The sequence below is a fragment of the Methylocystis silviterrae genome, assembly GCF_013350005.1.
Lineage (GTDB): Bacteria > Pseudomonadota > Alphaproteobacteria > Rhizobiales > Beijerinckiaceae > Methylocystis > Methylocystis silviterrae.
Window position 1 is genome coordinate 344691 of sequence record NZ_JABVWW010000002.1, and the last position, 21912, is coordinate 366602.

At 62.8% G+C, this 21912-nt stretch carries 27 protein-coding genes; 16 read left to right on the forward strand and 11 right to left on the reverse strand.

Features of this window, described 5'->3' with window-relative positions; all coding sequences use genetic code 11:
* Positions 1 to 45 precede the first annotated feature (45 nt).
* The 4 genes from HUN39_RS03530 to HUN39_RS03545 all read left to right on the forward strand — a co-directional run bounded on the left by HUN39_RS03530 (position 46) and on the right by HUN39_RS03545 (position 2189).
* On the forward strand, positions 46 to 585 hold the full coding sequence (locus tag HUN39_RS03530) for a hypothetical protein (protein ID WP_175093105.1): 540 nt from the start codon (positions 46 to 48) through the stop codon (positions 583 to 585).
* A 163-nt stretch (positions 586 to 748) separates the two neighbouring features.
* Positions 749 to 1138 carry an endonuclease domain-containing protein gene (locus tag HUN39_RS03535; protein WP_175093106.1) on the forward strand — a complete coding sequence of 130 codons (390 nt, stop codon included), beginning with the start codon at positions 749 to 751 and terminating at the stop codon, positions 1136 to 1138.
* Between the two features lie 169 nt (positions 1139 to 1307).
* Entirely contained in the window at positions 1308 to 1526 is a 219-nt protein-coding gene (gene infA, locus HUN39_RS03540) for a translation initiation factor IF-1 (RefSeq protein WP_014890360.1), read from the forward strand.
* Between the two features lie 24 nt (positions 1527 to 1550).
* A complete protein-coding gene (locus HUN39_RS03545) occupies positions 1551 to 2189 on the forward strand; it encodes a Maf-like protein (protein ID WP_175093107.1) in 639 nt (212 codons plus the stop codon).
* 7 nt (positions 2190 to 2196) lie between these two features.
* Here HUN39_RS03545 and alr read toward each other — a convergent pair whose 3' ends face one another.
* Positions 2197 to 3333, reverse strand: a complete 1137-nt coding sequence (gene alr / locus HUN39_RS03550; RefSeq protein WP_175093108.1) for an alanine racemase — start codon at positions 3331 to 3333, stop codon at positions 2197 to 2199.
* A 51-nt stretch (positions 3334 to 3384) separates the two neighbouring features.
* Positions 3385 to 3816, reverse strand: coding sequence for a tol-pal system-associated acyl-CoA thioesterase (gene ybgC / locus HUN39_RS03555; protein WP_175093109.1), 432 nt, complete (start codon positions 3814 to 3816; stop codon positions 3385 to 3387).
* Positions 3817 to 3993: 177 nt separating this feature from the next.
* Between ybgC and HUN39_RS03560 the strand changes: the two genes are divergently transcribed.
* Together HUN39_RS03560 and HUN39_RS03565 are read left to right on the forward strand one after the other, a co-directional pair.
* A complete protein-coding gene (locus tag HUN39_RS03560) occupies positions 3994 to 4653 on the forward strand; it encodes a peroxiredoxin (protein ID WP_175093110.1) in 660 nt (219 codons plus the stop codon).
* Between the two features lie 27 nt (positions 4654 to 4680).
* On the forward strand, positions 4681 to 5718 hold the full coding sequence (locus tag HUN39_RS03565; RefSeq protein WP_175093111.1) for an MBL fold metallo-hydrolase: 1038 nt from the start codon (positions 4681 to 4683) through the stop codon (positions 5716 to 5718).
* Between the two features lie 217 nt (positions 5719 to 5935).
* Here the strand turns inward: HUN39_RS03565 and ruvB are convergent, their stop codons facing one another.
* Both ruvB and HUN39_RS03575 read right to left on the reverse strand, forming a co-directional pair.
* On the reverse strand, positions 5936 to 6979 hold the full coding sequence (gene ruvB, locus HUN39_RS03570; protein ID WP_175093112.1) for a Holliday junction branch migration DNA helicase RuvB: 1044 nt from the start codon (positions 6977 to 6979) through the stop codon (positions 5936 to 5938).
* 89 nt (positions 6980 to 7068) lie between these two features.
* On the reverse strand, positions 7069 to 7866 hold the full coding sequence (locus HUN39_RS03575; protein WP_175093113.1) for an SDR family oxidoreductase: 798 nt from the start codon (positions 7864 to 7866) through the stop codon (positions 7069 to 7071).
* A gap of 98 nt (positions 7867 to 7964) precedes the next feature.
* Here HUN39_RS03575 and HUN39_RS03580 point away from each other — a divergent pair, with 98 nt between their 5' ends.
* Positions 7965 to 8549, forward strand: coding sequence for a Uma2 family endonuclease (locus HUN39_RS03580; protein ID WP_332310717.1), 585 nt, complete (start codon positions 7965 to 7967; stop codon positions 8547 to 8549).
* 8 nt (positions 8550 to 8557) lie between these two features.
* On the opposite strand, the gene ruvA is transcribed toward HUN39_RS03580, so the two are convergent.
* From ruvA to HUN39_RS03600, 4 genes are all read right to left on the reverse strand, one after another.
* On the reverse strand, positions 8558 to 9172 hold the full coding sequence (gene ruvA, locus HUN39_RS03585; protein ID WP_175093114.1) for a Holliday junction branch migration protein RuvA: 615 nt from the start codon (positions 9170 to 9172) through the stop codon (positions 8558 to 8560).
* Positions 9169 to 9672: a crossover junction endodeoxyribonuclease RuvC gene (ruvC, locus tag HUN39_RS03590; RefSeq protein WP_175093115.1), complete on the reverse strand. Its 504-nt coding sequence runs from the start codon at positions 9670 to 9672 to the stop codon at positions 9169 to 9171. Before ruvC ends, ruvA begins: the two co-directional genes overlap by 4 nt.
* Positions 9673 to 9743: 71 nt before the next feature.
* The gene (locus tag HUN39_RS03595) at positions 9744 to 11000 is read right to left on the reverse strand and encodes a dicarboxylate/amino acid:cation symporter (RefSeq protein WP_210266815.1); all 1257 of its coding nucleotides are present in this window, start codon (positions 10998 to 11000) and stop codon (positions 9744 to 9746) included.
* A gap of 80 nt (positions 11001 to 11080) precedes the next feature.
* Complete coding sequence (locus HUN39_RS03600; protein ID WP_175093116.1) at positions 11081 to 11506, reverse strand: iron-sulfur cluster assembly scaffold protein; 426 nt, start codon at positions 11504 to 11506, stop codon at positions 11081 to 11083.
* 254 nt (positions 11507 to 11760) lie between these two features.
* Between HUN39_RS03600 and folE the strand changes: the two genes are divergently transcribed.
* The 3 genes from folE to HUN39_RS03615 all read left to right on the forward strand — a co-directional run bounded on the left by folE (position 11761) and on the right by HUN39_RS03615 (position 13952).
* The gene (folE, locus tag HUN39_RS03605) at positions 11761 to 12390 is read left to right on the forward strand and encodes a GTP cyclohydrolase I FolE (protein WP_175093117.1); all 630 of its coding nucleotides are present in this window, start codon (positions 11761 to 11763) and stop codon (positions 12388 to 12390) included.
* A complete protein-coding gene (hisI, locus tag HUN39_RS03610; RefSeq protein WP_175093118.1) occupies positions 12390 to 12779 on the forward strand; it encodes a phosphoribosyl-AMP cyclohydrolase in 390 nt (129 codons plus the stop codon). The genes folE and hisI overlap by 1 nt, the downstream gene beginning before the upstream one ends.
* 177 nt (positions 12780 to 12956) lie before the next feature.
* The gene (locus HUN39_RS03615; RefSeq protein WP_175093119.1) at positions 12957 to 13952 is read left to right on the forward strand and encodes a patatin-like phospholipase family protein; all 996 of its coding nucleotides are present in this window, start codon (positions 12957 to 12959) and stop codon (positions 13950 to 13952) included.
* Here HUN39_RS03615 and HUN39_RS03620 read toward each other — a convergent pair.
* Together HUN39_RS03620 and HUN39_RS03625 are read right to left on the reverse strand one after the other, a co-directional pair.
* Complete coding sequence (locus tag HUN39_RS03620) at positions 13949 to 14380, reverse strand: CBS domain-containing protein (RefSeq protein WP_175093120.1); 432 nt, start codon at positions 14378 to 14380, stop codon at positions 13949 to 13951. The two genes, HUN39_RS03615 and HUN39_RS03620, sit on opposite strands and share 4 nt — an antisense overlap.
* A gap of 50 nt (positions 14381 to 14430) precedes the next feature.
* The gene (locus HUN39_RS03625) at positions 14431 to 14988 is read right to left on the reverse strand and encodes a rhomboid family intramembrane serine protease (protein WP_332310718.1); all 558 of its coding nucleotides are present in this window, start codon (positions 14986 to 14988) and stop codon (positions 14431 to 14433) included.
* 493 nt (positions 14989 to 15481) lie between these two features.
* Here HUN39_RS03625 and HUN39_RS03630 point away from each other — a divergent pair, with 493 nt between their 5' ends.
* The 5 genes from HUN39_RS03630 to HUN39_RS03650 all read left to right on the forward strand — a co-directional run bounded on the left by HUN39_RS03630 (position 15482) and on the right by HUN39_RS03650 (position 20256).
* Positions 15482 to 16033 (forward strand): PAS domain-containing protein, encoded by a 552-nt coding sequence (locus HUN39_RS03630; RefSeq protein WP_175093122.1) that lies wholly within the window; start codon positions 15482 to 15484, stop codon positions 16031 to 16033.
* A 397-nt stretch (positions 16034 to 16430) separates the two neighbouring features.
* Positions 16431 to 17345, forward strand: coding sequence for an outer membrane protein (locus tag HUN39_RS03635; RefSeq protein WP_175093123.1), 915 nt, complete (start codon positions 16431 to 16433; stop codon positions 17343 to 17345).
* 372 nt (positions 17346 to 17717) lie between these two features.
* The gene (locus HUN39_RS03640) at positions 17718 to 18614 is read left to right on the forward strand and encodes an outer membrane protein (protein WP_175093124.1); all 897 of its coding nucleotides are present in this window, start codon (positions 17718 to 17720) and stop codon (positions 18612 to 18614) included.
* 170 nt (positions 18615 to 18784) lie between these two features.
* Complete coding sequence (locus tag HUN39_RS03645) at positions 18785 to 19600, forward strand: autoinducer binding domain-containing protein (RefSeq protein WP_175093125.1); 816 nt, start codon at positions 18785 to 18787, stop codon at positions 19598 to 19600.
* Entirely contained in the window at positions 19597 to 20256 is a 660-nt protein-coding gene (locus HUN39_RS03650; protein WP_175093126.1) for an acyl-homoserine-lactone synthase, read from the forward strand. The genes HUN39_RS03645 and HUN39_RS03650 overlap by 4 nt, the downstream gene beginning before the upstream one ends.
* Positions 20257 to 20686: 430 nt before the next feature.
* On the opposite strand, the gene HUN39_RS03655 is transcribed toward HUN39_RS03650, so the two are convergent.
* On the reverse strand, positions 20687 to 21049 hold the full coding sequence (locus HUN39_RS03655; RefSeq protein ID WP_232365881.1) for a type 1 glutamine amidotransferase family protein: 363 nt from the start codon (positions 21047 to 21049) through the stop codon (positions 20687 to 20689).
* A 171-nt stretch (positions 21050 to 21220) separates the two neighbouring features.
* Here HUN39_RS03655 and HUN39_RS03660 point away from each other — a divergent pair.
* Positions 21221 to 21912 (forward strand): ATP-dependent metallopeptidase FtsH/Yme1/Tma family protein (locus HUN39_RS03660; RefSeq protein ID WP_175093127.1); only part of this gene is annotated, 692 nt, incomplete at its 3' end.

Genomic DNA, 21912 nt, shown 5'->3' on the forward strand with positions numbered 1-21912 from the left:
CCTAATTTGGAAGATGGGTGAATACAATGGTGGGAGCTGATGGGAATGAGTATTGTCCTTGCATTGTTGGCTACGATATTTGGTATTTTTGGTGTTATTAGCGGCATTTTATTGAATGAATTTATGCGGAGAAAGAACCGCCGCGAGGTGTTCGCAGGGAAAATATTTGAAAAAAGACTCGTAGCCTATGAAGGCCTCAACGATCATATACAGCGTGGCGTCGTTGCTGCCGACGAAGTAATCAAAAATGCGGAGCTTTCACCGTCGCAACGGCATGAGCTTATCTCCGCTACAGTAAGCGAAATAGCTAATTATGTCGACAAACATCAATTATACATTGATCAGGAGATCGGCGCACATTGTACGGCGCTTTTCATGGGGGTCGAAGATATTCCCGAGGCAGCAGGAGAGGTTCGTGAAGCTCTTCTTCGTGACTATAGAACGATGCGAAAAGACGCATTTCAGATGATCGCCGAGGATTCGGGAATCGCAGAGATCAACAAACTGTTCAGAGTTATCAACCGTCCAGATATTGGCGGCCCCCTTATCGAACGTATTCGAGAGCTGCGGAAGCAGATTTCATAAGGCGGATAGGTCGCTTACATGATCGCAAGGGTGGCGGCTGTCTTCCGGCGGCAAGCCCGGCACGCGCACGGTGAAGAGCAAGCCGAAGTGACGCCGCTTCTTCCTTCTCCCGCTTGCGGGAGAAGGTGGCCCTCGCGTCAGCGAGGGTCGGATGAGGGCGCAAATGCGTGACGACACGCCAAGGGAAAGGCTCCGGCAAGCACGCGCGCTTCGTCAGGAAATGACCATAGCGGAAGCGATTCTATGGAAACATCTGCGTGGGCGCGGGCTGCTCGGCATGAAGTTTCGGCGCCAAGTTCCGATTGGTCCTTACATCGCGGATTTCGCCTGTGTGTCTGAGCGCCTGATCATTGAGCTTGACGGGCCTCCGCACGAAAACGCCGAACGGCGGGAGCGGGACCAGAGGCGCGATGATTGGTTCTTGAGCGACGGGTGGCGTGTGTTGCGCTTGTCGAATGAGCGTGTGATCGGAGGCGCGGCGCTGGACGACATATCGAGAGTGCTGAACGCGCCCTCATCCGACCCGGCTTCGCCGGGCCACCTTCTCCCGTAAACGGGAGAAGGAATCGCGCCCCCAACTCCCTGGTTCACAAATCCTTCGTTCTCGACTAGGGTCCGCGCCGAGTCCGCTCCCCGACCGGGGCAGCGGGTTTTTCGCTTTTCACGCGCTAACTAAGCCGCGCGGCCAAACTCGCGGCGGAGAGCGCCTCACAAGGAACCACATGGCCAAGGAAGAACTGCTCGAATTTCCCGGCGTCGTCACCGAACTGCTGCCGAGCGCGATGTTTCGCGTCAAGCTCGAAAACGACCACGAAATCATCGCCCATACCGCCGGCAAGATGCGCAAGAACCGCATCCGCGTATTGACCGGCGATAAGGTGCTTGTCGAGATGACCCCTTATGATTTGACCAAAGGGCGTATAACATATCGTTTCCGGTAATTTTCTTTTGGCGGAGCGACCTTCTTGACAGCCAATCCTCCAATCGCCCGTCCCAAGCTCGTTCTCGCCTCCGCCTCACCCCGGCGCCTGGCGCTGTTGCAGCAGGCCGGGCTCGACGCCGACGCCCTGTTGCCCGCCGACATCGATGAGACGCCGCACCGCGGGGAATCGCCGCGCGCCTACGCCACCCGAATCGCCAGCGAGAAGGCCGCTGCCGCGGTAAAGCTGCGCGCGACGCAGCCCGAGCTGAAGGAATCCTTTCTGATCGCCGCCGACACTGTCGTCGCCGTCGGCCGGCGCATCCTGCCTAAGGCCGAGACGCGAGAGGAGGCCGAGGAGTGCCTGCAGCTGCTCTCGGGACGCCAGCACCGGGTCTATTCGGCGGTGAGCCTGATCACGCCGCGCGGCTATGAGCGCAAGCGTCTCGTCGAGGCGCGGCTGCGATTCAAGCGCCTCGGCTCGACCGAGATCGAGGCCTATCTTTCGACCGGCGAGTGGCGCGGCAAGGCGGGCGGCTACGCCATTCAGGGACGCGCCGGCGTGTTTCTGGTGAAGATCGTCGGATCCTACACGGCGGTCGTCGGCCTGCCGCTGCACGAGACGGTGTCGCTCCTCGCAGGCGAGGGATATCCGGTGCTCGCGCCGTGGTTCGCGATGGCGTGACGCCGAGCTAAGCCCCGAGATAGCGCCGCGAGAATCGCGCGCCGAGCCGCGTGAGGATCTCATAGCCGATGGTGCCGGCGCGCGACGCCGCTTCCTCGATGCAAATGCCGTCGCCCAGCAGCTCGACCCATTCGCCGCGCTGCGCGGCCTCGCGCGGCGCCTCGGAAACGTCCAGCACGACATAGTCCATGGACACGCGGCCGATGAAGGGGCAGCGGACTCCGCCGACAAGCGCTTCACCTGCCGGCTTTTCAGCGCAAGAGGTGGCCCCGACCGGCACGCCGTCCGCATAGCCGACGCCGATCGTCGCGATGCGCGTGCGCCTCGGCGCCGACCAAAGCGCGTCATAGCCGACGCAGGCGCCTGGCTCGATCTCGCGCGTTGAGAGAATGCGCGCGCTGAGCCGCGCGACCGGCCGCACCGGGCATTCGGCATAGGGCGTGGGGTTGCCGCCAAACAGCGCGTAGCCGGGACGAACGAGATCGAAATGCGGGCGCTGCGGCAAGAAGACGGCCGAGGAATTCGCCATAGACGCCGGAATGTCGGCGAAACGCGCCCGGGCGTCCAGAAACGCCTCGATCTGCCGGGCGTTGCAAGGGGCGTCGCGCGTTTGCGAGCTGACGAAATGGCTCATCACCAGAGTAGGCGCGATATGGCGCGCGCGTTCCACCGCCTGCGCCGCCTCGCTGATCGGAATCCCGAAGCGATTCATTCCCGTGTCGAAATGGATCGCGGCTTTGGGCTTGCGCCCAGTCGCCGCCCATTCGTCGATTTCGCCGAGCGAACCCAACGCCGGTATAAGATCGGCGGCGACGAGGCGCGGCGCGGCGCCGGGCACGAGCCCGTCCAGCACATAGATGGTCGCGTCGTGGGCGACGGCCCGGGCCGCTTCGCCTTCGACGACATTGGCGACGAAAAAGGTTCGGCAGCCGGCCGAGAGCAGCGCGCGCATCGCGGGCGCGAGCCCCAAGCCATAAGCGTCGGCCTTCACCACCGCGCCGCATTCCGCGCCGCCGGCCAGCCGAGCCATCGTGCGCCAATTGTCGGCGAGGGCGGCGAGATCGACGATCAGAACGCCGGTCTCCGCCGGGTCCGAAGGCTCGGTCCAGGGACGAAGGCGCGCAGCGGGTTCGTTGATTCCCATCTCAATGCCATTTTAGGCCGCAAAAGGCGGCGTCCAGATGGCGACGGCATTCTACTCTGAATTTGGCAGAAGACGTTCGAATTTCGCGCGCACCTCGGGAGGCAGGCGGCGCGCGCGCCCGGCTTCGACGCACACAATCCGGACCTTGGCGCGGACAAGCAGTTCCGCCTGCCGCAAAACCCGCTGCTCAAGCGTGAGCGAGGCGCCGCCGAGCTCGAGAGTCTCGGTTTCGACAGTTAGCAGGTCGTCCATCGTCGCGGGCTTTTGAAAATCGACGTCCATCGACCGGACGACGAAAAAAATCGGCGCGCCTGCGGCGCCCGCCAGCAGCGCGCGCTGATCAAGCCCCAGCGCGCGCAACATCTCCGTGCGCGCCCGCTCCATGAAGCGCAAATAAGAGGCGTGATAGACGAGTCCGGAAAAATCCGTGTCTTCGTAATAGACGCGTATGGAGAGGGACGGAGTTGGCGCGATTGTCGTCATTCTGCGTTCGGCTGGCGGCTGGGCTGGAGTTTTCACCCGGGAGACGGCGCCAGGCTTGAACGCCGCTGTTCTTGATACTGAGCGCAACAGTCGCATTTAAAGGAATACGCTCTCAAGCGACGAAGAGCGTCGCTCGCGCTCCAAGGCGCGTCGCAACCATAACCGAGGAGCTTCCACATGTCTTTCCAGATTGGCGACACCGCGCCGGATTTCGAAGCCGACACCACGCAAGGACATATCAAGTTTCATGATTGGATTGGCGATTCCTGGTGCATCCTATTCTCGCATCCCAAGGATTTCACGCCGGTCTGCACAACCGAACTTGGCTACATGGCCAAACTCGAGCCGGAATTTAAGCGACGCAACGTCAAGATCATCGGCTTGAGCGTCGATCCGGTCGACAATCACGCCAAATGGGCGGTCGACATCGAGGAAACTCAGGGCGCGAAGCCGAATTATCCGATGATCGGCGACCCGGACCTGCGCATCTCCAAGCTCTATGGAATGTTGCCCGCGAGCGCGGGCGGCGACGCCAGCGTCAGGACGCCGGCCGACAACCAGACCGTTCGCAACATCTTCGTCATCGGTCCCGACAAGAAGATCAAGCTCATCATGGTCTATCCGATGACGACCGGCCGCAACTTCGACGAAGTGCTCCGAATCATCGACTCGCTGCAATTAACCTCCACACATAAGGTGGCGACGCCCGTCAACTGGCGGCCGGGCGATGACGTCATCATCGCGGGTTCGGTCTCCGACGAGGAAGCCAAGAAGATCTATCCGGACGGCTGGAACGCGCCGCGGCCCTATCTTCGCATTGTTCCGCAACCGAAATGACGCGGGGCAGGCGCAGGAACGCGCGCGATGATCTTCCGGCAATTGTTCGATAGCGTCTCCAGCACCTACAGCTACCTCCTCGCCGGCAATCGCGGCGGGGAGGCGCTGATCATCGATCCGGTGCTCGACAAGGTTGACCACTATCTGCAGCTGATGCGCGAACTCGATCTTCGGCTGGTCAAGGCCGTCGACACGCACACTCACGCCGATCATATCACCGGCCTGGGCGCGCTCCGCGACCGCACGCACTGCATCACGGTGATGGGCGAGCGCAGCAACGCCGACGTGGTGTCGATGCGCGTTCGCGAAGGCGAGCGCATCCGCATTCCGGGCGTCGAGCTCGATGTTCTCTACACGCCGGGACACACGGATGATTCATACAGCTTTGTGATGGCCGACCGGGTGTTCACCGGCGACACGCTGTTGATTCGCGGCACGGGCCGCACTGACTTTCAGAACGGCGACGCGCGGGCGCAGTACGAGTCGCTTTTCGGCAAGCTGTTGAAGCTTCCCGACTCGACGCTTGTCTATCCTGCGCACGACTATAAGGGCGATACGGTCAGCACGATCGGCGAGGAGCGGGCGTTCAATCCGCGTTTGCAAGTCAAATCCGTCGATGAATATGTCGCGCTGATGGAAAGCCTGCATCTGCCCAATCCGAAAATGATGGACGTCGCGGTGCCGGCGAATATTCACATCGGATTGCATCAGGAGGACATCGCGCGGCGGGGCTGGTCGTTGACGCCGCAAGACGCGCTCGACGTTCTCGGTCAGCCTTCAACAGCTCTCGTCGATCTGCGCGAGCCGAATGAGCGTGAAACCCAGGGCGTCATTCCCGGTTCGCTGCATATGCCGTATGACGAACTCGACGAGAATATTCGGGATGGCGGCCTGTTGCACGAATTGGCGGTCGCCACCGGCAAGCGCATCGTTTTTTATTGCGCCTTCGGCGAGCGTTCGGCGATGGCGGTCGAGGCCGCGCAGCAAGCGGGACTAACGTCCGCTCGCCACATTCAGGGCGGCCTCGACGCGTGGACAAAGGCCGGCGGTCCGCTCGTAGGTTAATTCAGACATTGGCTTGATTTTGGCTCGATCCGAGTCGACTCCTCCTAAGGAGCTGGAAAGCGTAGCTTGAGACGCCATGTACGCTCCTACGGAGTGTGCATCATGAACTCGAAATTTCTAAGCCGCGCGCTGAAGGCGCTGGAGCATGCCGGCGAGATCGCCGCCGTTCTCTTATTTGGGGCAATGATTTATTTCGTGCTCACCGCGTGATCGCCGATTAGTCTTCGCCTTCGCCAAACAATCCGAATTGCGCCGCGGGACGCGCCGGTTCGGCGAGGCCAAGGTGACGGAACGCGTGCGGCGTCAGCAGGCGCCCGCGCGGGGTGCGCTGCAAGAAGCCCTGCTGCAAAAGAAACGGCTCGATAATGTCCTCGATCGCGTCGCGCGGCTCGGAGAGCGCCGCGGCGATCGTCTCGATGCCGACCGGGCCGCCGCCGAAATTGACGGCCACCAGATTAAGATAGCGACGATCCATCACGTCAAGGCCGATTGAATCGACCTCGAGGAGAGACAGAGCGTGATCGGCGAGTTTGCGGGTGATTGATCCCACGCCATCCACGACGGCGAAGTCGCGCACGCGTCGCAGAAGGCGGCCGGCGATGCGCGGCGTGCCGCGCGAACGGCGCGCGATTTCCTTCGCGCCCGAGACGTCGACGCCGATCCCCAGCACGCGCGCGCCGCGCTTGACGATCAGCTCCAGTTCTTCCGGCGTGTAGAAATTCAGCCGAACAGGAATGCCGAAGCGGTCGCGCAGCGGCGTCGTCAGGAGGCCGGCGCGCGTCGTCGCGCCGACGAGGGTGAATTTCGCAAGGTCGATCTTCACCGAACGCGCCGCGGGACCCTCGCCGATGATCAGGTCGAGCTGGAAATCCTCCATGGCCGGATAAAGGATTTCCTCCACCGCCGGATTGAGCCGGTGAATTTCGTCGATGAACAGCACGTCGCGCGGTTCAAGATTAGTGAGCAGCGCCGCAAGGTCGCCGGCCTTGGCGATGACGGGGCCAGATGTCGAGCGAAAATTGACGCCAAGCTCGCGCGCGACGATCTGCGCCAGCGTGGTCTTGCCCAATCCCGGCGGGCCGACGAGCAGCACATGATCGAGCGCGTCGCCGCGCGTCTTGGCGGCCTCGATGAACACCTTGAGATTGGCGCGCGCCGCCTCCTGGCCGGTGAAATCGGCAAGCGACAGCGGCCGCAGCGACGCGTCAGCGTCGTCGTCGCGTTCTTCTGGTGTTACGAGGCGGCGGGGAGGCGTGGTCAAGGGTCAGGTCTCCGACGCCGATCGGCATGGCCATAAAGCTTCGACGCTTGCGCCGACATTTATACCGCGGGCCAGGGATTCGGAACGCCTTATCCTGGATTCGCTGCCGATCCGGCGAGCAGCCCGCCGTCGATGCTGAGTTCGACGCCCGTGACATAGGTCGCTTCGTCTGAGGCCAGCAAGGTGGCGAGTGCAGCGACTTCCTCGGGCCGCCCGAAGCGGCGTAGGGGCGTGTCGCGCACAAGAGCCTCCATGCGCGCCTTTCGTTCGGGACCGGTTCCGAGCATCGGCTCCCACATCGGCGTGAGAATCGCCGCAGGATGAATGGAATTGCAGCGAATCGCCAGCCCTTGCGCCGTGCACCACAGGGCGACAGTCTTGGAATGATTTCTGACGGCTGCCTTAGACGAGGCATAGGCCGCCGCGCCGGGAATACCCACGAGCCCGGAACGGGACGAAATATTGATGATCGACCCTACGCCGACGGGCCGCATCGCGCGGATCGCATATTTGCACCCCAGAAAAACGCCGTCGAGATTCGTCGCGTGCACGGCGCGCCAGTCTTCGAGGCTCGCATGTTCGGGGTCGTGAGCGGTCGCGCCGTTTTCAAAGCCGGTGATCCCGGCATTGTTGACGACGATATCCAGTCGTTTGCGCGCGGAAAGCGCGGCGTCGGTGACGCCATGCCAATCGGCTTCATCGCGAACGTCAAGGCGCGCATAGGCGGCGCGGTCGCCGAATTCGCCAGCCGCCACGAGTCCGCCTTCGTCGTTCACATCGGTCAGATAGACGAATGCGCCTTCTTCGACGAACGCTTTGGCGATCGCTGCGCCGATTCCGCGGGCGGCGCCCGTCACGAGCGCCACTTTGCCGTTCAGTCTCGTCATCCGCCGATCCAATCGTCATGGTCCGAGCGCGCTCGATAGTCAAACGGCTGCGCAGAATAGGGGTTTGTGCTAGACTGACGCCGAGAGGAGCCAAGCCCGTGAGCCGTCTCTCATCACGATACGAGTATATGTCCCTCGACGATTTCGAGGAACTTCTCCCCGACAAGCCCGCCGACGAGAAGTGGGAGCTGATCGGCGGCCGCGTCGTGCGCATGATGGTCGGAGCGCGCTGGGAGCACAAGCGCATCATCCAAAATCTGACTGTCGCCCTGATGAACGAGTTTCGGCGGCGCGGGTCGGACTGTCGCCCTTTCGACGAGACGTTCTACCTGAAGCAGCGGCTCCTGGATCTCGCGTGTTTCCCTGACGTTATGGTGCGTTGTGGGCCGCTGCCGCCCGACGCGACCTCGCTCGACGACCCGGTCGTGCTGATCGAAGTCGTGTCGAAAGGCTCCGCCCATCGCGACAGATGGGAAAAATGGGGGCTCTATCAAAAACTTCCGTCGCTGCAACATTATGTATTGGTCGAGCGCGACCATCTCGCCGTCGATGTCCTCGACCGTGTCGAGGGCGGTTTCTTTGAACGTCCGAGACTTGGATCAATCGGCGACACGCTCCGCCTGCCGGCGGTAGAATTCGAGATGAGCCTCGCCGAAATCTACCGCGACGTGATCGCCGCCTGATCGCGCGTTCAGCGCGCGAGTTCGCGCAGGCCTTGGCGGATCAGCGCGCCAGCCTCGGCGGCTTCGCCGAGCTGCTTGAGGCTCTCGGCCACAGCGGCCGCCGCCTGCGGGCGCCCGTAGCCGAGATTGACCAAAGCGGAAATTGCATCGCGCGCGGCCGACGGCGCGCTTTCCGGCTCCTCGCCGGAGAGCCGCGCCAGGGCAGGGTCGACGGCGCCGAAGGCGGGGGCCTTGTCCTTCAGCTCCGCGACAATGCGCGCCGCGAGCTTCGGGCCGACGCCCGGCGCGCGGGAGACGGTCGCCTTGTCCTGCATGGCGATCGCCGAGGCGAGATCATTCGCCGGAAGAATTGACAGGATCGCCAGCGCCACCTTGGCGCCGACGCCCTGCACGGTCTGCAGCAACCGGAACCAGTCGCGCTCAGACTCGGTCGCGAAGCCGAAGAGCCGGATCGAATCCTCGCGCACCTGCGTTTCGATCGCGAGCGCGGAGGCTTCGCCCACCCGCGGCAGCTTCTGCAGCGTGCGCGTCGAACAATGCACCACATAGCCGACGCCATTGACGTCGAGGATGACGAAATCCTCGCCATAGCTGTCGATGAGCCCTTTGAGCTTGCCGATCATGCGGAGATCCGCAGTCGCGCGCCGCGGTGCTGGGCGTGGCAGATCGCGACCGCCAGAGCGTCGGCGGCGTCGGCGCTCGTCGCTCCGCTCGCCGGCAGCAATACCCGCACCATCATCTGCACTTGCGCCTTGTCGGCGTGGCCGGCGCCGACCACGGTCTTCTTGACGAGATTGGCGGCGTATTCGGCGATGACGAGGCCGGCGAGCGCGGGCGCGGTCAGCGCCACGCCGCGCGCTTGTCCGAGCTTCAAGGCCGACTGCGGATCGCGATTGACGAAAGTCTCCTCGATCGCCGCTTCCTGCGGCGCATGATCGGCGATGACGCCCATCAGCCCTAAATGCAGCTGCGAAAGCCGCTCGCCCATGTTGAGGCTTGCGCCGGAGCGCACGCGCCCGCAGGCGATGAAGGAGAGCCGCGAGCCCTGCGCCTCGATGACGCCCCAGCCGGTGTTGCGCAGGCCGGGATCGATGCCGAGGATGCGAATCGGGGCAGGGGTCATGCTGCGAGCGTAGGCGGAAAGGGGCGTCGGGGCGAGACTCTTGCAGCGTCTTTTGCTGCCTCTCGGGCGCCTCAGGGCGGCCGCGTCTCCGGCCGCTCGCGCGTTTTGCCGTCCAGCAGACAGCTGACCGTTACGTCGCCCATGACGTTGATGGCTGTCCGGCAGCGGTCCAGGAACCAGTCGATGGTGAAAAGCATGGCGATGTAGTCGGTGGGCAGCGCCACGGCCTTGAAGACCATGGTCATCGTCACCAAACCCGCTTCCGGAATGCCGGCCGCGCCGACGGATGCGACGACGGACGTCACCACAACAATGAACTGCTGGCTGATCGTCAAATGCATGTCGAGCAATTGCGCGACGAACAAGGCCGACATGGCTTCATAGAGCGCCGTGCCGTCATTATTGAAATTCGCGCCGACGAGCGCGCCCATGCTGGCGGACTCCTCGCGCAGCCCGACATTTTCGCGCAGGCGCGCATAGGTCACCGGCATCGTGGCGGTGGAGCTGCCGGTCGAAAACGCCATCACCAAAGCGTCGCGCACGCCGCGCAGCACATAGAGTGGTGGCGCCCAGGAACCCAGTCGCACGCGAATGAGGTAGTAGCCGGCTTGCAACGTCAGCGCCGCGAGCACGGCGACGACGAAGCCCCCCAAAGCGAGGAAATCGCCAAAGCCCTTCACGCCGACGATGCTGGCGACGATGCCGAACACTGCGAGGGGCACCAGGTCGATGATCCAGTGTAGAATCGTAATCAGGCTGGTCAGCGCCACGTGAACGAGGTCTTCGACGGTGCGCACCTCATGATGCCGCAGGCTTCTCAGCGCGACGCCGAGCGCCACCGCAATGAAGATGACGCCCATCACCGTGCCATTGTCTGAAAATGGTCCGCCGATGCTTTTGGGCACGCTGTCCAGGAATTGCGCCAGAGGATCGGCGCCAGTGGCAGCCTTGGCGGGCGGGTGCGCCGGCGCGGGGTTCGACCATGACCCGGGTTGAAGGACATTGGCGACAAGGAGGCCGATGCCGATCGCCACCAGCGTGTTCGTCAACAGCAGCGTCACCAGCCGCAGCGCCTTCCGGCCGCCAAGATGCGCGCGCATCAGCGCTTGCATGATCGCCAGCAGAATCAGCGGAGGGGCAAGCGCCCCCAGGAGCCGCAGGACGAGCTTGGCCGGCGTCTCGAGCGCCGCCGCCTGGTCGCCAAGCGTGACGCCAACGACAAGCCCCAGCGCCACGGCCCCCAGAATGCGTAGATAGAGGGGCGTCGCGCGCCACCATCCGAGGGCGCCCTGTCGGCCAGCCGTCCGTTCCGCATCTTGTGAGATCAACTGGGACGGCCCTTGTCGTGGCTATAGAGTGCGTGTCGAGGCGACAGGATGAGAGCTTTTCCGCCCTCTTCGGCTTGCGATCAAGCCTCCGCCTTCGTCACTGCGTCCGCCACAGCGTCAAAGGCCAGCATCGTCGACCCATGCCGGGCCTTATAGTCGCGCACCGGCTCCAGCACCGCGAGGTCGGCCCATTTGCCGGTCGGCGGCGGGCCGTTCTCCTTGAGCATTCGGCGCAGCGCGTCGCGCGCCTCGCGCAGCTCCTGCGGCGTGGAGCCGACCACATTGCGCGCCATGATCGAGGCCGACGCCTGGCCCAGGGCGCAGGCCTTCAGCTCATGCGCATAGTCGGCCACTTTCCCGTCTTCCAGCCTCAGATCGACGGTGATCGTCGAGCCGCAGAGTTTGGAATAGGCCGAGGCGGTCGCGTCCGGGCGCGGCAGCCGGCCGATGCGCGGAATGTTTCCGGCAAGCTCCAGAATGCGTTGATTGTAAATGTTGTCGAGCATCGCCGCCGGTGCATCCAAGCCAAGGCCTTACCATCGCCTTGGTAAATCTCTATATAGGATTTTGCGCGTGCTCGCGAAAGCGGCGGGTCGCGCCGGGGGCCGTCAGCGGCCCTCGTTCGTCTCGAATTCTCGCGTGATCTCGAACCATCTGGAGAGGGCGACGATTTGAGGGGCGCCTTGCACGTTTCGTGCTAGGCGCGAGGCGGCCGACGCTTTTTTGAGGGCGGGCGGCGTTAGTCAGTTGGAGGCGCCACATGGATGACGTGGTTAAGACCTGTCCCTTTTCTTCGCTCGAGACGGTGAAAACCGTCGAACGCCCCTCCCGCGATGAAGCCGAAGCCGCCGTGCGCACCCTGTTGCGCTGGACGGGAGACGATCCGGACCGCGAGGGGCTGCGAGACACCCCGCGTCGCGTCGTCAAAGCCTATGAAGAGTTCTTCAGCGGCTATCGAGAAAGCGCCGACGAGGTCCTGTCGAAAGTCTTCGAGGAGGTCGAAGGCTACGACGATCTCGTGCTCGTTCGCGACATTCCCTTTACCTCGCATTGCGAGCACCACGTCGTGCCATTCGTTGGAAAGACGCACATCGCCTATTATCCGGCGGGCGGGGTGGTCGGTCTGTCGAAGCTTGCCCGGCTTGTCGAGATTTTTGCCCGCCGCCTCCAGACTCAGGAGGCGATGACGGCGCAGATCGCGGCGGCGATCGACGAAGCGCTCGCGCCGCGCGGGGTCGCCGTGATGGTCGAGGCGGAACATATGTGCATGTCGATGCGCGGCGTGATGAAGCAGGGATCATCCACGGTCACCATGCAGTTTTCCGGAGTTTTCCGTGACGATCCGGCCGAGCAGGCGCGTTTCTATACGCTGCTGCGCGGGGCGCGGTGATGTCGCAGGCGTCCAGAGAGGTGGAGGAGGGGAGCGTTTTCGCGCCGAAATTCGACGCGAACGGCCTCATCGTCTGCGTCACCACGGAGGCGGCGACGCGCGACGTGCTGATGGTCGCCTATATGAACGAACTCGCGCTCGAAAAGACCATCGAGACGGGGCTCGCCCATTATTGGTCGCGGTCTCGGCGCTCGCTCTGGCGCAAAGGCGAGACCTCGGGGCAGACGCAAAAGGTGCTCTCGCTACGCGTCGACTGCGATCAGGACGCCGTGCTGCTCGAGGTCGAGGTCGGCGGCGACGGCAAGGCGTGCCATACGGGGAGGAAGTCCTGCTTTTATCGGGCGCTCGGCGACGATGGCGCGCTGGTTTTCTCCGCCGAAGGCGCCTAGGCGCCCATCATCTGGCGGAAAGTTAACCTGAAGGCCACCTTCCGAAGCGCAGGCTGGTCTCCAAATATATCTGGTGCCGCTGACCACGACGACGACAGCGGCGCAGGAAGGCCCGCCCGCATGTTATCGCTACGCTCACGCAACCCCCAACTTCTCGATGCCAATGCGGCCAGCGCGATGACGGACGAACCACAAGCCCCTCCGACGACCCTCGTACGCAAGGCGGATACCGAGGCCAAACAGCAAAGACGCGGTCAGCCGACGATTGGACTGGCGCTCGGCGCAGGCGCGGCGCGCGGCTGGTCGCACATCGGCGTGCTGCGCGAGCTCGCCGCCCATGACATCAAGCCTGATGTGATCGCAGGCACATCGATCGGCGCCGTGGTCGCCGGATGCTACGCCGCCGGTAAGCTTGATCAGATCGAAGCCTTTGCCCGCACCCTGACCAAGCGGCGCGTCTTCACGCTGATGGATCTCTCATTTTCCGGCGCGAGCCTCATCACCGGCGAACGGTTGCGGTCCGCCCTGGAGAAGGAACTCGAAGGCGTGGAGATCGAAGACCTTCCCATACCCTTCGCGGCGGTGGCGACTCAGGTCGGCACGGGCCACGAGGTGTGGCTGCAGCATGGCTCCCTGTCGCTCGCCATCCGCGCATCTTATGCGTTGCCGGGCGTTTTCGAGCCGGTGCGCATTGGCGATCGCTGGCTCTTTGACGGCGCGCTGGTCAATCCCGTGCCGGTCACCGTGTGCCGCGCCCTCGGCGCCGAATATGTGATCGCCGTGAATGTCACCGCCGACACGATGTATCGCGCGCGCGTCATCCGCGACGATCCCGCCGCGCTGCATCGCGCCGCGGAGGCCGGGCCGTTCGAGAAGGCGGACGCGTCCTTTGTCGATCGGTTCCTGCCCCGCTATTTCGATCGTCAGCCGGGCGATGCGCCGAACGTCGCCACCGCGATGATCGACGCCTTCAACATCATCCAGGATCGAATCCTGCGTTCGCGGTTGGCCGGCGACCCGCCAGACGCCACGATCACGGCGCGACTGGAGGAGGTCGGCATGTTCGACTTTCACAAGGCGGAGCAGCTCATCCATGTGGGGCGCGAGGCGACGAAGCGCGCGCTGCCCAACATTTTCGCCCACATCCCGCTGCCGGCCTCGTCGAGTCCTTAGGCTTGGGCGATGTATTCGCGCATCGATCGGTGCTCTTCCTCGATGACGCGAATGCGGTATTTGACGACGTCGCCGATCGACACGAGGCCCACGAGGCGCGTTTCCCGGACCACGGGAATATGCCGGCGCCGTTCGATGGTCATCACGCGCATCGTATTCTCGACGGCGTCGTCTTCTCTCGCCGGCTGGGGACTGGGCTGCATATACGCTGATATGCGCTGCGTCAGCGCCTCTGTCCCGTCCAGCGCGACCGCTGAAACGATATCGCGCTCGGCGATCAGTCCGGCCAGTCGGCCGCTGTCGTCCAGAATGACGAGCGCGCCGATTCGATAGCGCATCATGAGCTGAGCCGCCTCGTGCAGCGTCGTGTCGGCGCTCGCAGTCACCACCTCTCTTCCTTTCTCCGCGAGTATGTTCGAGATCGTCATCTGGCCCTCCTTTTCGCTCTCGATCGGCCTCCCTTGCCAGCCGGAGAGCGTTACTGCGAACTCAGGGCATGCCGACCCGCGCGATCGAAGAAGTTGAAAAAGAGCAGGCCGAACAAAAACCCTCCGACGTGCGCTTCCCAGGCGATCGCGCTCGACACGCCGACCGCCTGCGGAAAGACGCCAAGAAGCACGTTCACCGCTAACCATGCGACAAGGAAAAACATCGCCTGTCGGTTCAATGGCAGTTGCGACAGCGAAGTGAAATGCGATTCCTCGTCGTATGGCGTCCGGGGGCTGCCCCTGTTGTCCGCCAGCCGCGCACCTGGCGTAAATGCGAAACGCACAATTGCCCCCATTGTTCCAGAGATCGCGCCTGATGCGCCCACGACAGGGGCGATTTCGTATGGGTGCAGCGCAAGAAACAACAACGCGCCTGCGAACGCGCTTGCGGCGAGAAAGAGGAGGTAGCGCGCCGAACCGAATCGACGTTCGACCGGCGTGCCGAATGCTGCAAGCGCTAACGCATTCACGATGAGATGCGTCCAATCGCCGTGTAAAAAAAAGTAGGTCAGCAGGGTGGCGTATTCGGCGCCGCCTTCAAGCGTCACGCGCGCCGGGATGAAGGCGAATGTCGTTAGCAGCCAGTTTGAGAACTCCAAAGGACCGTAAGCGACGACGAGCTGCGTCGCCGTTAGCGCGACGATCAGCGTCTTCGTCACTATCGGGAGATTGAAAATTCGTTCTCGACTTGCGGGCACGTTCGCTCCTGTACGTTTTGCTGGGCAAGAGCCCGCGCAGCCTCAATGCTAATCTAACGCGACCGGCGTCGGCGAGCGTCCCGATCTGAAACGCCTGGCGGAGAGACAAGAACTGAGTCGTGAGCGCGCCAGCGGGTCGCTCGAGATCGCTTCCGACAAGTTCAGCTTGTTGCTTTCGCTCGCCTTTTTGTAGGTGCGGGGTCCTGGCCGTTGGTCAGCTCCGCCATCCTGGCGATCGCCGCTCCGATGGCACGAAGGCTGCTATTGTCGGGAAGAATTGGAACTATAAGCGGGAAAGCGTCCCAATCCTGGGCGGGGGCGCGCGAGCGTCGGGCGGGTTAGAATGAGATTGCCGGTCACCAGGGATCTTTACGACTATTGGGGGCGATTGAAGGGAGAACGGGCGGCGCCGGATCGAGCGGAGATCGATCCCGTCGCGATTCGCCACATTTTGCCGGACATATTCATCATCGAAGTGGACCCGGAACGCCGACTTCCGCTCCGTCTCTGTGGCGCTCGGGTTAACGCCCTCTGGCAGCGCGAGCAGAAGGGACGCCTCTTCCTAGAATGGTGGCGAGCGCAGCGGCAGGAGGAGGTTGCTGAGGCGATTCGAGGGGTCATCGACGCCCAAACGCCGCTTGTCGCGCAAGCCCGGACAGCGCTGGGCGCCTCGGAATTTGAACTTCTGCTTCTGCCTCTGCGTCATTTCAGCAAGAGCTGTTCGCGCGTGCTGGGGTCGCTTGCGCCCGCGCAACGGCTTGATTGGGTGGGAATTCGCCCCGTGGGACGGCTCGATCTGGTCGCCGCGCGTATGCTGGAGGATAAGCTGACGGACGGCTCGAAAGAGGATTGGCGCCGCGGCGCGATCGCGCGCCGCGCGGCCTCCAACGGCTAGCGGCCCCTTCGAAGCAAGGCCGATTGCAGTGAGCCATCGCCTCCAATCACGTTCATAGCAGGGCGAAGCTCCTATCAGCGCGCGCTGATCACCGTTTCTCTCCATACTCGAGTCGCGATGGGAACCGCCGTCAGACGACGGTATGTCGCCCGCGGCCGTCATGGCTTCGACCAGCTGCTTCGCCGTGGGCGAGATCTAAGTCGATCCGGCTCCGAACCCATTGTGGCGCCGGCGCCACACCAGCCGGAATTCCGACCGAGCGCCCGCAAGATACGGGGCTTTTGGATTGACTGTGCGCGGCCTCGACTGATTGAGTGCAATGCATGGCGAGCGATCGCTGAAAGTTTCAACAAGGCAATCAGGCGAAGTTTTCCGCCTCCAAGGAACGAGGACTCAGATGAAAAAAGCTCTTTCCGTCGCCGCTCTTGTGGTCGCGCTGACGGGCTCGGCTTTGGCGGCCGATCTTCCCAGCTACAAGGCTCCTCCGCCGCCCCCGCTGCCGCCGCCGCCGCTGTGGACCGGCTTTTACGTCGGTCTGAATGCTGGCGGAACGTGGAGCAGCAGCAACACCGTCAGGCTCACGAACGGCCCCATCGTGCTTGATCCTGCGGGTGGGTTGGTCGCCATTGGACCCGCGACCGCCGCCGCGCTTGGCGCAAGCGGAGTTTTCACGACTTCCAACAACGGCGGCTTCATCGGCGGCGGCCAGATTGGCTATAACTGGCAGTTCTATAATAGCTTCGTCGCGGGCATCGAGGCGGACATTCAGGGCATTGCCAGCACCCGCTCCAGCAACACCTATTTTACGGCTGTGCCAGTAACAGCCGGTGGGTTTGTTGCTGGATTCAATGCCTTCCAGGGCATCAACGTCTCGAAGAATTTGGATTACATCGGAACGGTCCGAGGCCGCCTCGGCTGGCTGTTCACGCCGACGCTCCTCGTCTACGGCACCGGCGGCCTTGCTTACGGCGGCGTGCAATCGAACATCAGCGTCGTAGGAGCGGCAATTCCGTCTCCCATTCCGTTTACCGGTTGGTTCGGTGCGTCATCCTTTGCGGACACCCGCGTCGGCTGGACAGCTGGCGGTGGACTGGAATGGATGTTCTGGCCGAACTGGTCGGCCAAGGTCGAATATCTCTATTACGACCTCGGGACGGTCTCCACGTCGTTTGTCAGTGTCAGCAACTCCCCTGCTGGAGCGGCTTTCGCGAACATCTCGCAGTCCTCGGCCCGCTTCAACGGAAACATCGTTCGCGCCGGCGTGAACTATCACTTCAACTGGGGCGCTGCCCCGATTGTTGCGAAATACTGATCCAGCCTGACCATCCATATGAAAGAGCCCGGCCGATTGGCCGGGCTCTTTTTTTGGCTGACGCCCGTATCCGCTCCCAGGCTGGACGCTGTTATGGCGAGTCTGAACGCGGGCGGCGCGCCCGGAGTTGACGCCGACATCCATGGCGTCGCCGCCAGATATTGGCGTGGCCCGGCGCGTTTGACGAGGCCCGGTGACTTAGCCCTTGTGGCCTCGGCGCCACACCGATCGAAAATTCGACTGACGCTTGTTGTCTCGTGTTGACTGTGCGCGTGCGGCATTGCTTGATTGCGCTCGAGGCAAAGCAATTGCTTGGGTTTCGTAGCAGCGGTCCGGCGAAAGCTTGTCGCCTATCGGCAGTGAGGATTTCAGATGAAAAGAATATTCGTCACACTGGCGCTGGCGCTGACCGCCAGCACGGCCCTTGCGGCAGATCTGCCCAGCTACAAGGCGCCGCCGCCGCCCCCGCCGCCGCCGCCACCGCTGTGGACCGGCTTTTACGTCGGTCTGAATGCTGGCGGAACGTGGGCGAATAGCAACAGCGTCAATGTTTCGTCTATTCCGGTGTTCAATGCCGGCGTTGGCGGCGCGCAGCCGTTTCAAGCAACGATTACCGCTCTGTCGACCTTTAGCGCCGGCGGCGGCAACAACAGCGGGTTCATCGGCGGCGGTCAGATTGGCTACAACTGGCAGTTCTACAACAGCTTTGTCGCTGGCGTTGAAGCAGACATTCAGGGAATCGCCACTTCGAACCAAAACACGACTTTTGCCGGCGCGCTGTTGATCCCTGGCTTTGCGCAGTCGACTGGCTCGATCTCCACAGTGAACCGTTCAATTGATTATCTTGGCACTGTGCGCGGTCGTCTGGGTTGGCTCTTCACCCCGACCTTGCTTGTTTACGGCACCGGCGGTCTCGCTTATGGCGGCGTGACCTCCAACACGAGCATCTTCCAAGCGCTGATCCCGAATTCGATTCAGACGCCGGTCTGGGGCGGCGCTGGCTCCTTCTCCGACACGCGCGTCGGTTGGACGGCTGGCGGCGGCCTCGAGTGGATGTTCTGGCCGAACTGGTCGGCGAAGGTCGAATATCTCTATTACGACCTTGGCAACGTCAGCTATGCGACCAGCCCGCTGGTCACTCTGGCCGGCAACGCGCCATTCACGTTCAACGTCGTTCAGTCGCAGACTCGCTTCAACGGCAACATCGTCCGCGCCGGCGTGAACTATCACTTCAACTGGGGCGCTGCCCCGATTGTTGCGAAATACTGATCCTGCCCGAAGATCGATATGAAAGAGCCCGGCCGATCGGCCGGGCTCTTTTTTTTCGCCGGCGGCGAACGATCGGCTTCGTCAAAGCCATTCGACGCGCGGCGCATTGCCTGCCCGCCAGCGACTGTGTATCAAATTGCTTATTGATTTTGGCACGATAGGCGTTCAGCGTGTATCGCGAAGATGTTTTCGATCTTATTGATCGGCTCGCGCGCGCCGATCGGCGGACTGTCCGCTACAACCTCCTTGATGAAATCTTGCTCCTTGATGAAGTCTTGCGGGCGGCGGGCGTCTCTCATGTCGGATATGTCGCCTTCAACCTGCCGACCCGGCGCGCCGACCGACCGCTGCTGTCAGCCATTCACGCCGCCTCGTGGCGAAAATCCTATGCCCAGGCGCGCCGTGTCGACCTCGAGCCCGTCGTACGCGCGGGTTTCGGGGGGATAACGCCAGTCGATTGGCGCCTGCTGGATCGCGACGATCCGGTGGTTGAAAAACTCCTGGGCGAAGTGCTGGAGTTCAATCTCGGCGCCAACGGCTTCTCCATTCCCCTGCGCGGCCGAAGCGGCGAATATGGGCTGTTCAGCGTCTGCTGCGCTGAGGACGCTTCATCCCTGCCGCCGCGGCGCCGCGCCCTGATTCGCCGGCTCATGGTTATGAGCGCGATCTTTCACGCTAGCGTGCGAGGCGCCCTTGGCGTCGAACCCCCCGTCGAAATGCGGCTGTCGAATCGGGAGCTCGCTTGCCTGCGCCTTAAGGCCCAAGGAGCCAGCGATCATGAGATCGGGGTCGCGCTTGGCGCTGCTCCAACCGCCGTGCGCTTCTGGCTCGAAACGGCGCGCGCCCGGCTTCACGCCGCCTCGGTCGACAATGCCGTCGAGGAGGCCTGCCGGATAGGGCTCATCCGCGTCGGCGTCGAACGGCTTCGTTCCGTGATCGAGTCGACTCCCGCTGACTTTTCTTCAATCGATCGGCGGGAGCGATGATCGCGCTGCTGCCCGGCGAATCGCGCGCGCTCTTTCCCCGACTCATGGATGAGATGTATGGCCTGCGTCTCGCGTCCGCTCGCGCGCATGTCAGTCACCCGTCCGGCGCCGTCCATCCGCTGGCGGTCGTCGATTATTTTGATTCGCTGGATCCGCTCTACATTCTTGCGCTCGACGAAAGGGAATGCGTCGCCGGAGCGTTGAGGTTGCTGCCGACCGCCGGCGTCACGATGTTGAACGCCGCTTTCGTGGGGGGCTTGCCGGACGGCTTACGCGTCGAAAGCCCGCTGATTTGGGAAGCGAGTCGTTTGACGCTCCACGCTATCGGAGATGCTCGCGCGACGGAGGCCGCCATCGACCGCACGATTGGTCAACTCGGCGTCGCGCTAAATGCGATCGCCGAAACCGCCGCTCTGACGCATATGATCGGCGTTTTTGACAGGTCGATGCATCGCCTGCTGTCGGATCGCGGCTGCGCCGGTGAAACATTAGCGCCGCCGATGCGCATCGACGGCGCCGACATGATTGCTGTGCTTTATGAAGTCGGCGCTGCGATGAACGCGCCGTTCAAAAGTCTCGCGGGCGACGCCACGGCGCCGCTGATCAATCTTGCCGATCTGGAACGGCTGCGCCAAACGGGCTGCTGCCGGTCATGAGCAAAACAACTTTTCGCCGGGGAGCGGTCCGAGGGGCAATTTAAAAAAATGCAGGGCGTCGGCGTCTCGCCGCGGGGCGGCGAGCGACGCTTCTTAGATTTGGGCGAACGACGATCAGGCGTTCACGAAGGCGGTGATCGCAAGCGTGATGGCGGCGGCGGCGGCGAAAATTGAGAGAATCGCTGAGATCGCATTCATGGCGTTTGTCCTATGGCTCGCTGCCCCATTGTGGAAACGAAGAGCCGCATCTGAGGCAGGCGCGACAAATTAGCGCACCGACTCCAAAATAAGCCAAGTAGGAAAAGCTGTTGCGATGCACCTGCCGCGCCGCGCAAGAGAGCGCCGCTCTGTTTCAGCTTGCAGCCCGTACTCCCGGTTTAAACAATGACTAGTTGGCTAGGCTTCAGCCCCCCGTGCGCCGCAATGACGATTAATCCGTCAGGGACATAAGCTTCGCTTTAAGGTCGCCGATTTCCAATTCGGCGACCGTCGCGCCAAAGCGCGACATGTCCGGCGGCTTTCCGTCCTCGTCGGGCCAAAAACTCGGCGCGATGATCGCGTCGCAGGTCGTAATGGCCTTGAAGGACGCGGCGACAGGGAAGCTCGCCCCCGCGCGGTCGCGGATCGACTCGCCGTCCGCGCTTGCCGTAACGACATAGAAAGGATCTTCAGCGCTTTCAGCGGGCGCCTCGGCGCCAACGACGGCGCGCCGCGCGAGCGTCAAAATATCCGTCAATCCCCAGAAAGCCGAGCCTAGGCATTCATTTAGGCCGACGATGACGATCTTGCGCATCCGCCCCAACCTTTGGCGAATTATGACGCCTGTTTGGCGATTGCGCCATCCTGACCTAGATTACTTCTAATCTCATCCTGCGCTCGTCGAGGCATCTTTGGCTCCGGCGGGGGATGCATACATATTGACGACGACGCCCGGCCCGCCGCGGCTCTCGTCATGGAGGTGAAAATGAAGGCGAATTGGAAGAAATATTTGCCTTGGGTCCTGTTCGTCGCAGTCGGCGCGTTGCTTTTCGGGCTGTTCCAGCATCAGCAGACCCGCACGCCGGCTCGCGAAATCACCTTCAGCGAGCTGCTGGTGCAGATCGACGAAGGCCGCGTCCATGACGTGACGATGTCCGGCAATGAGATTTCCGGCCACTTTAACGACAACCGCTCCTTCACGACCTATGCGCCGAGCGATCCGGGGCTCGTGCAGAAGCTTGAGTCGAAGAAAGTGCAGATCAGCGCCAAGCCCGCGAACGACAGTCCGGGTTGGCTCTCGACTCTGCTCGTCAATGGGCTGCCGCTGCTTCTCTTCATCGCCGTCTGGATTTACATGGCGCGGCAGATGCAGGGCGGGGCAGGCGGCCGCGCGATGGGCTTTGGCAAATCGAAAGCGAAACTGCTGACGGAGACCCAAGGCCGCGTCACCTTCGAGGACGTCGCCGGCGTCGACGAAGCCAAGGAGGATCTGCAGGAGATCGTTGAATTCCTGCGCGATCCGCAGAAGTTCCAGCGGCTCGGCGGGCGCATTCCGCGCGGCGTGCTGCTGGTTGGACCGCCCGGCACCGGCAAGACGCTACTGGCGCGCGCCATCGCCGGCGAGGCGGGCGTGCCGTTCTTCTCGATCTCGGGCTCTGACTTCGTCGAAATGTTCGT

What these genes read in the sequence shown, in the direction of transcription:
- infA (WP_014890360.1), top strand. Translation starts at nt 1,308, where the DNA reads ATGGCCAAGGAAGAACTGCTCGAATTTCCCGGCGTCGTCACCGAACTG.
- alr (WP_175093108.1), bottom strand. Translation starts at nt 3,333, where the DNA reads ATGGGAATCAACGAACCCGCTGCGCGCCTTCGTCCCTGGACCGAGCCT.
- HUN39_RS03635 (WP_175093123.1), top strand. Translation starts at nt 16,431, where the DNA reads ATGAAAAAAGCTCTTTCCGTCGCCGCTCTTGTGGTCGCGCTGACGGGC.
- HUN39_RS03560 (WP_175093110.1), top strand. Translation starts at nt 3,994, where the DNA reads ATGTCTTTCCAGATTGGCGACACCGCGCCGGATTTCGAAGCCGACACC.
- folE (WP_175093117.1), top strand. Translation starts at nt 11,761, where the DNA reads ATGGATGACGTGGTTAAGACCTGTCCCTTTTCTTCGCTCGAGACGGTG.
- HUN39_RS03575 (WP_175093113.1), bottom strand. Translation starts at nt 7,866, where the DNA reads ATGACGAGACTGAACGGCAAAGTGGCGCTCGTGACGGGCGCCGCCCGC.
- ybgC (WP_175093109.1), bottom strand. Translation starts at nt 3,816, where the DNA reads ATGACGACAATCGCGCCAACTCCGTCCCTCTCCATACGCGTCTATTAC.
- HUN39_RS03620 (WP_175093120.1), bottom strand. Translation starts at nt 14,380, where the DNA reads ATGACGATCTCGAACATACTCGCGGAGAAAGGAAGAGAGGTGGTGACT.
- HUN39_RS03655 (WP_232365881.1), bottom strand. Translation starts at nt 21,049, where the DNA reads ATGCGCAAGATCGTCATCGTCGGCCTAAATGAATGCCTAGGCTCGGCT.
- HUN39_RS03530 (WP_175093105.1), top strand. Translation starts at nt 46, where the DNA reads ATGAGTATTGTCCTTGCATTGTTGGCTACGATATTTGGTATTTTTGGT.
- HUN39_RS03650 (WP_175093126.1), top strand. Translation starts at nt 19,597, where the DNA reads ATGATCGCGCTGCTGCCCGGCGAATCGCGCGCGCTCTTTCCCCGACTC.
- HUN39_RS03640 (WP_175093124.1), top strand. Translation starts at nt 17,718, where the DNA reads ATGAAAAGAATATTCGTCACACTGGCGCTGGCGCTGACCGCCAGCACG.
- HUN39_RS03630 (WP_175093122.1), top strand. Translation starts at nt 15,482, where the DNA reads ATGAGATTGCCGGTCACCAGGGATCTTTACGACTATTGGGGGCGATTG.
- HUN39_RS03565 (WP_175093111.1), top strand. Translation starts at nt 4,681, where the DNA reads ATGATCTTCCGGCAATTGTTCGATAGCGTCTCCAGCACCTACAGCTAC.
- ruvC (WP_175093115.1), bottom strand. Translation starts at nt 9,672, where the DNA reads ATGACCCCTGCCCCGATTCGCATCCTCGGCATCGATCCCGGCCTGCGC.
- HUN39_RS03600 (WP_175093116.1), bottom strand. Translation starts at nt 11,506, where the DNA reads ATGCTCGACAACATTTACAATCAACGCATTCTGGAGCTTGCCGGAAAC.
- HUN39_RS03615 (WP_175093119.1), top strand. Translation starts at nt 12,957, where the DNA reads ATGACGGACGAACCACAAGCCCCTCCGACGACCCTCGTACGCAAGGCG.
- ruvA (WP_175093114.1), bottom strand. Translation starts at nt 9,172, where the DNA reads ATGATCGGCAAGCTCAAAGGGCTCATCGACAGCTATGGCGAGGATTTC.
- HUN39_RS03535 (WP_175093106.1), top strand. Translation starts at nt 749, where the DNA reads ATGCGTGACGACACGCCAAGGGAAAGGCTCCGGCAAGCACGCGCGCTT.
- hisI (WP_175093118.1), top strand. Translation starts at nt 12,390, where the DNA reads ATGTCGCAGGCGTCCAGAGAGGTGGAGGAGGGGAGCGTTTTCGCGCCG.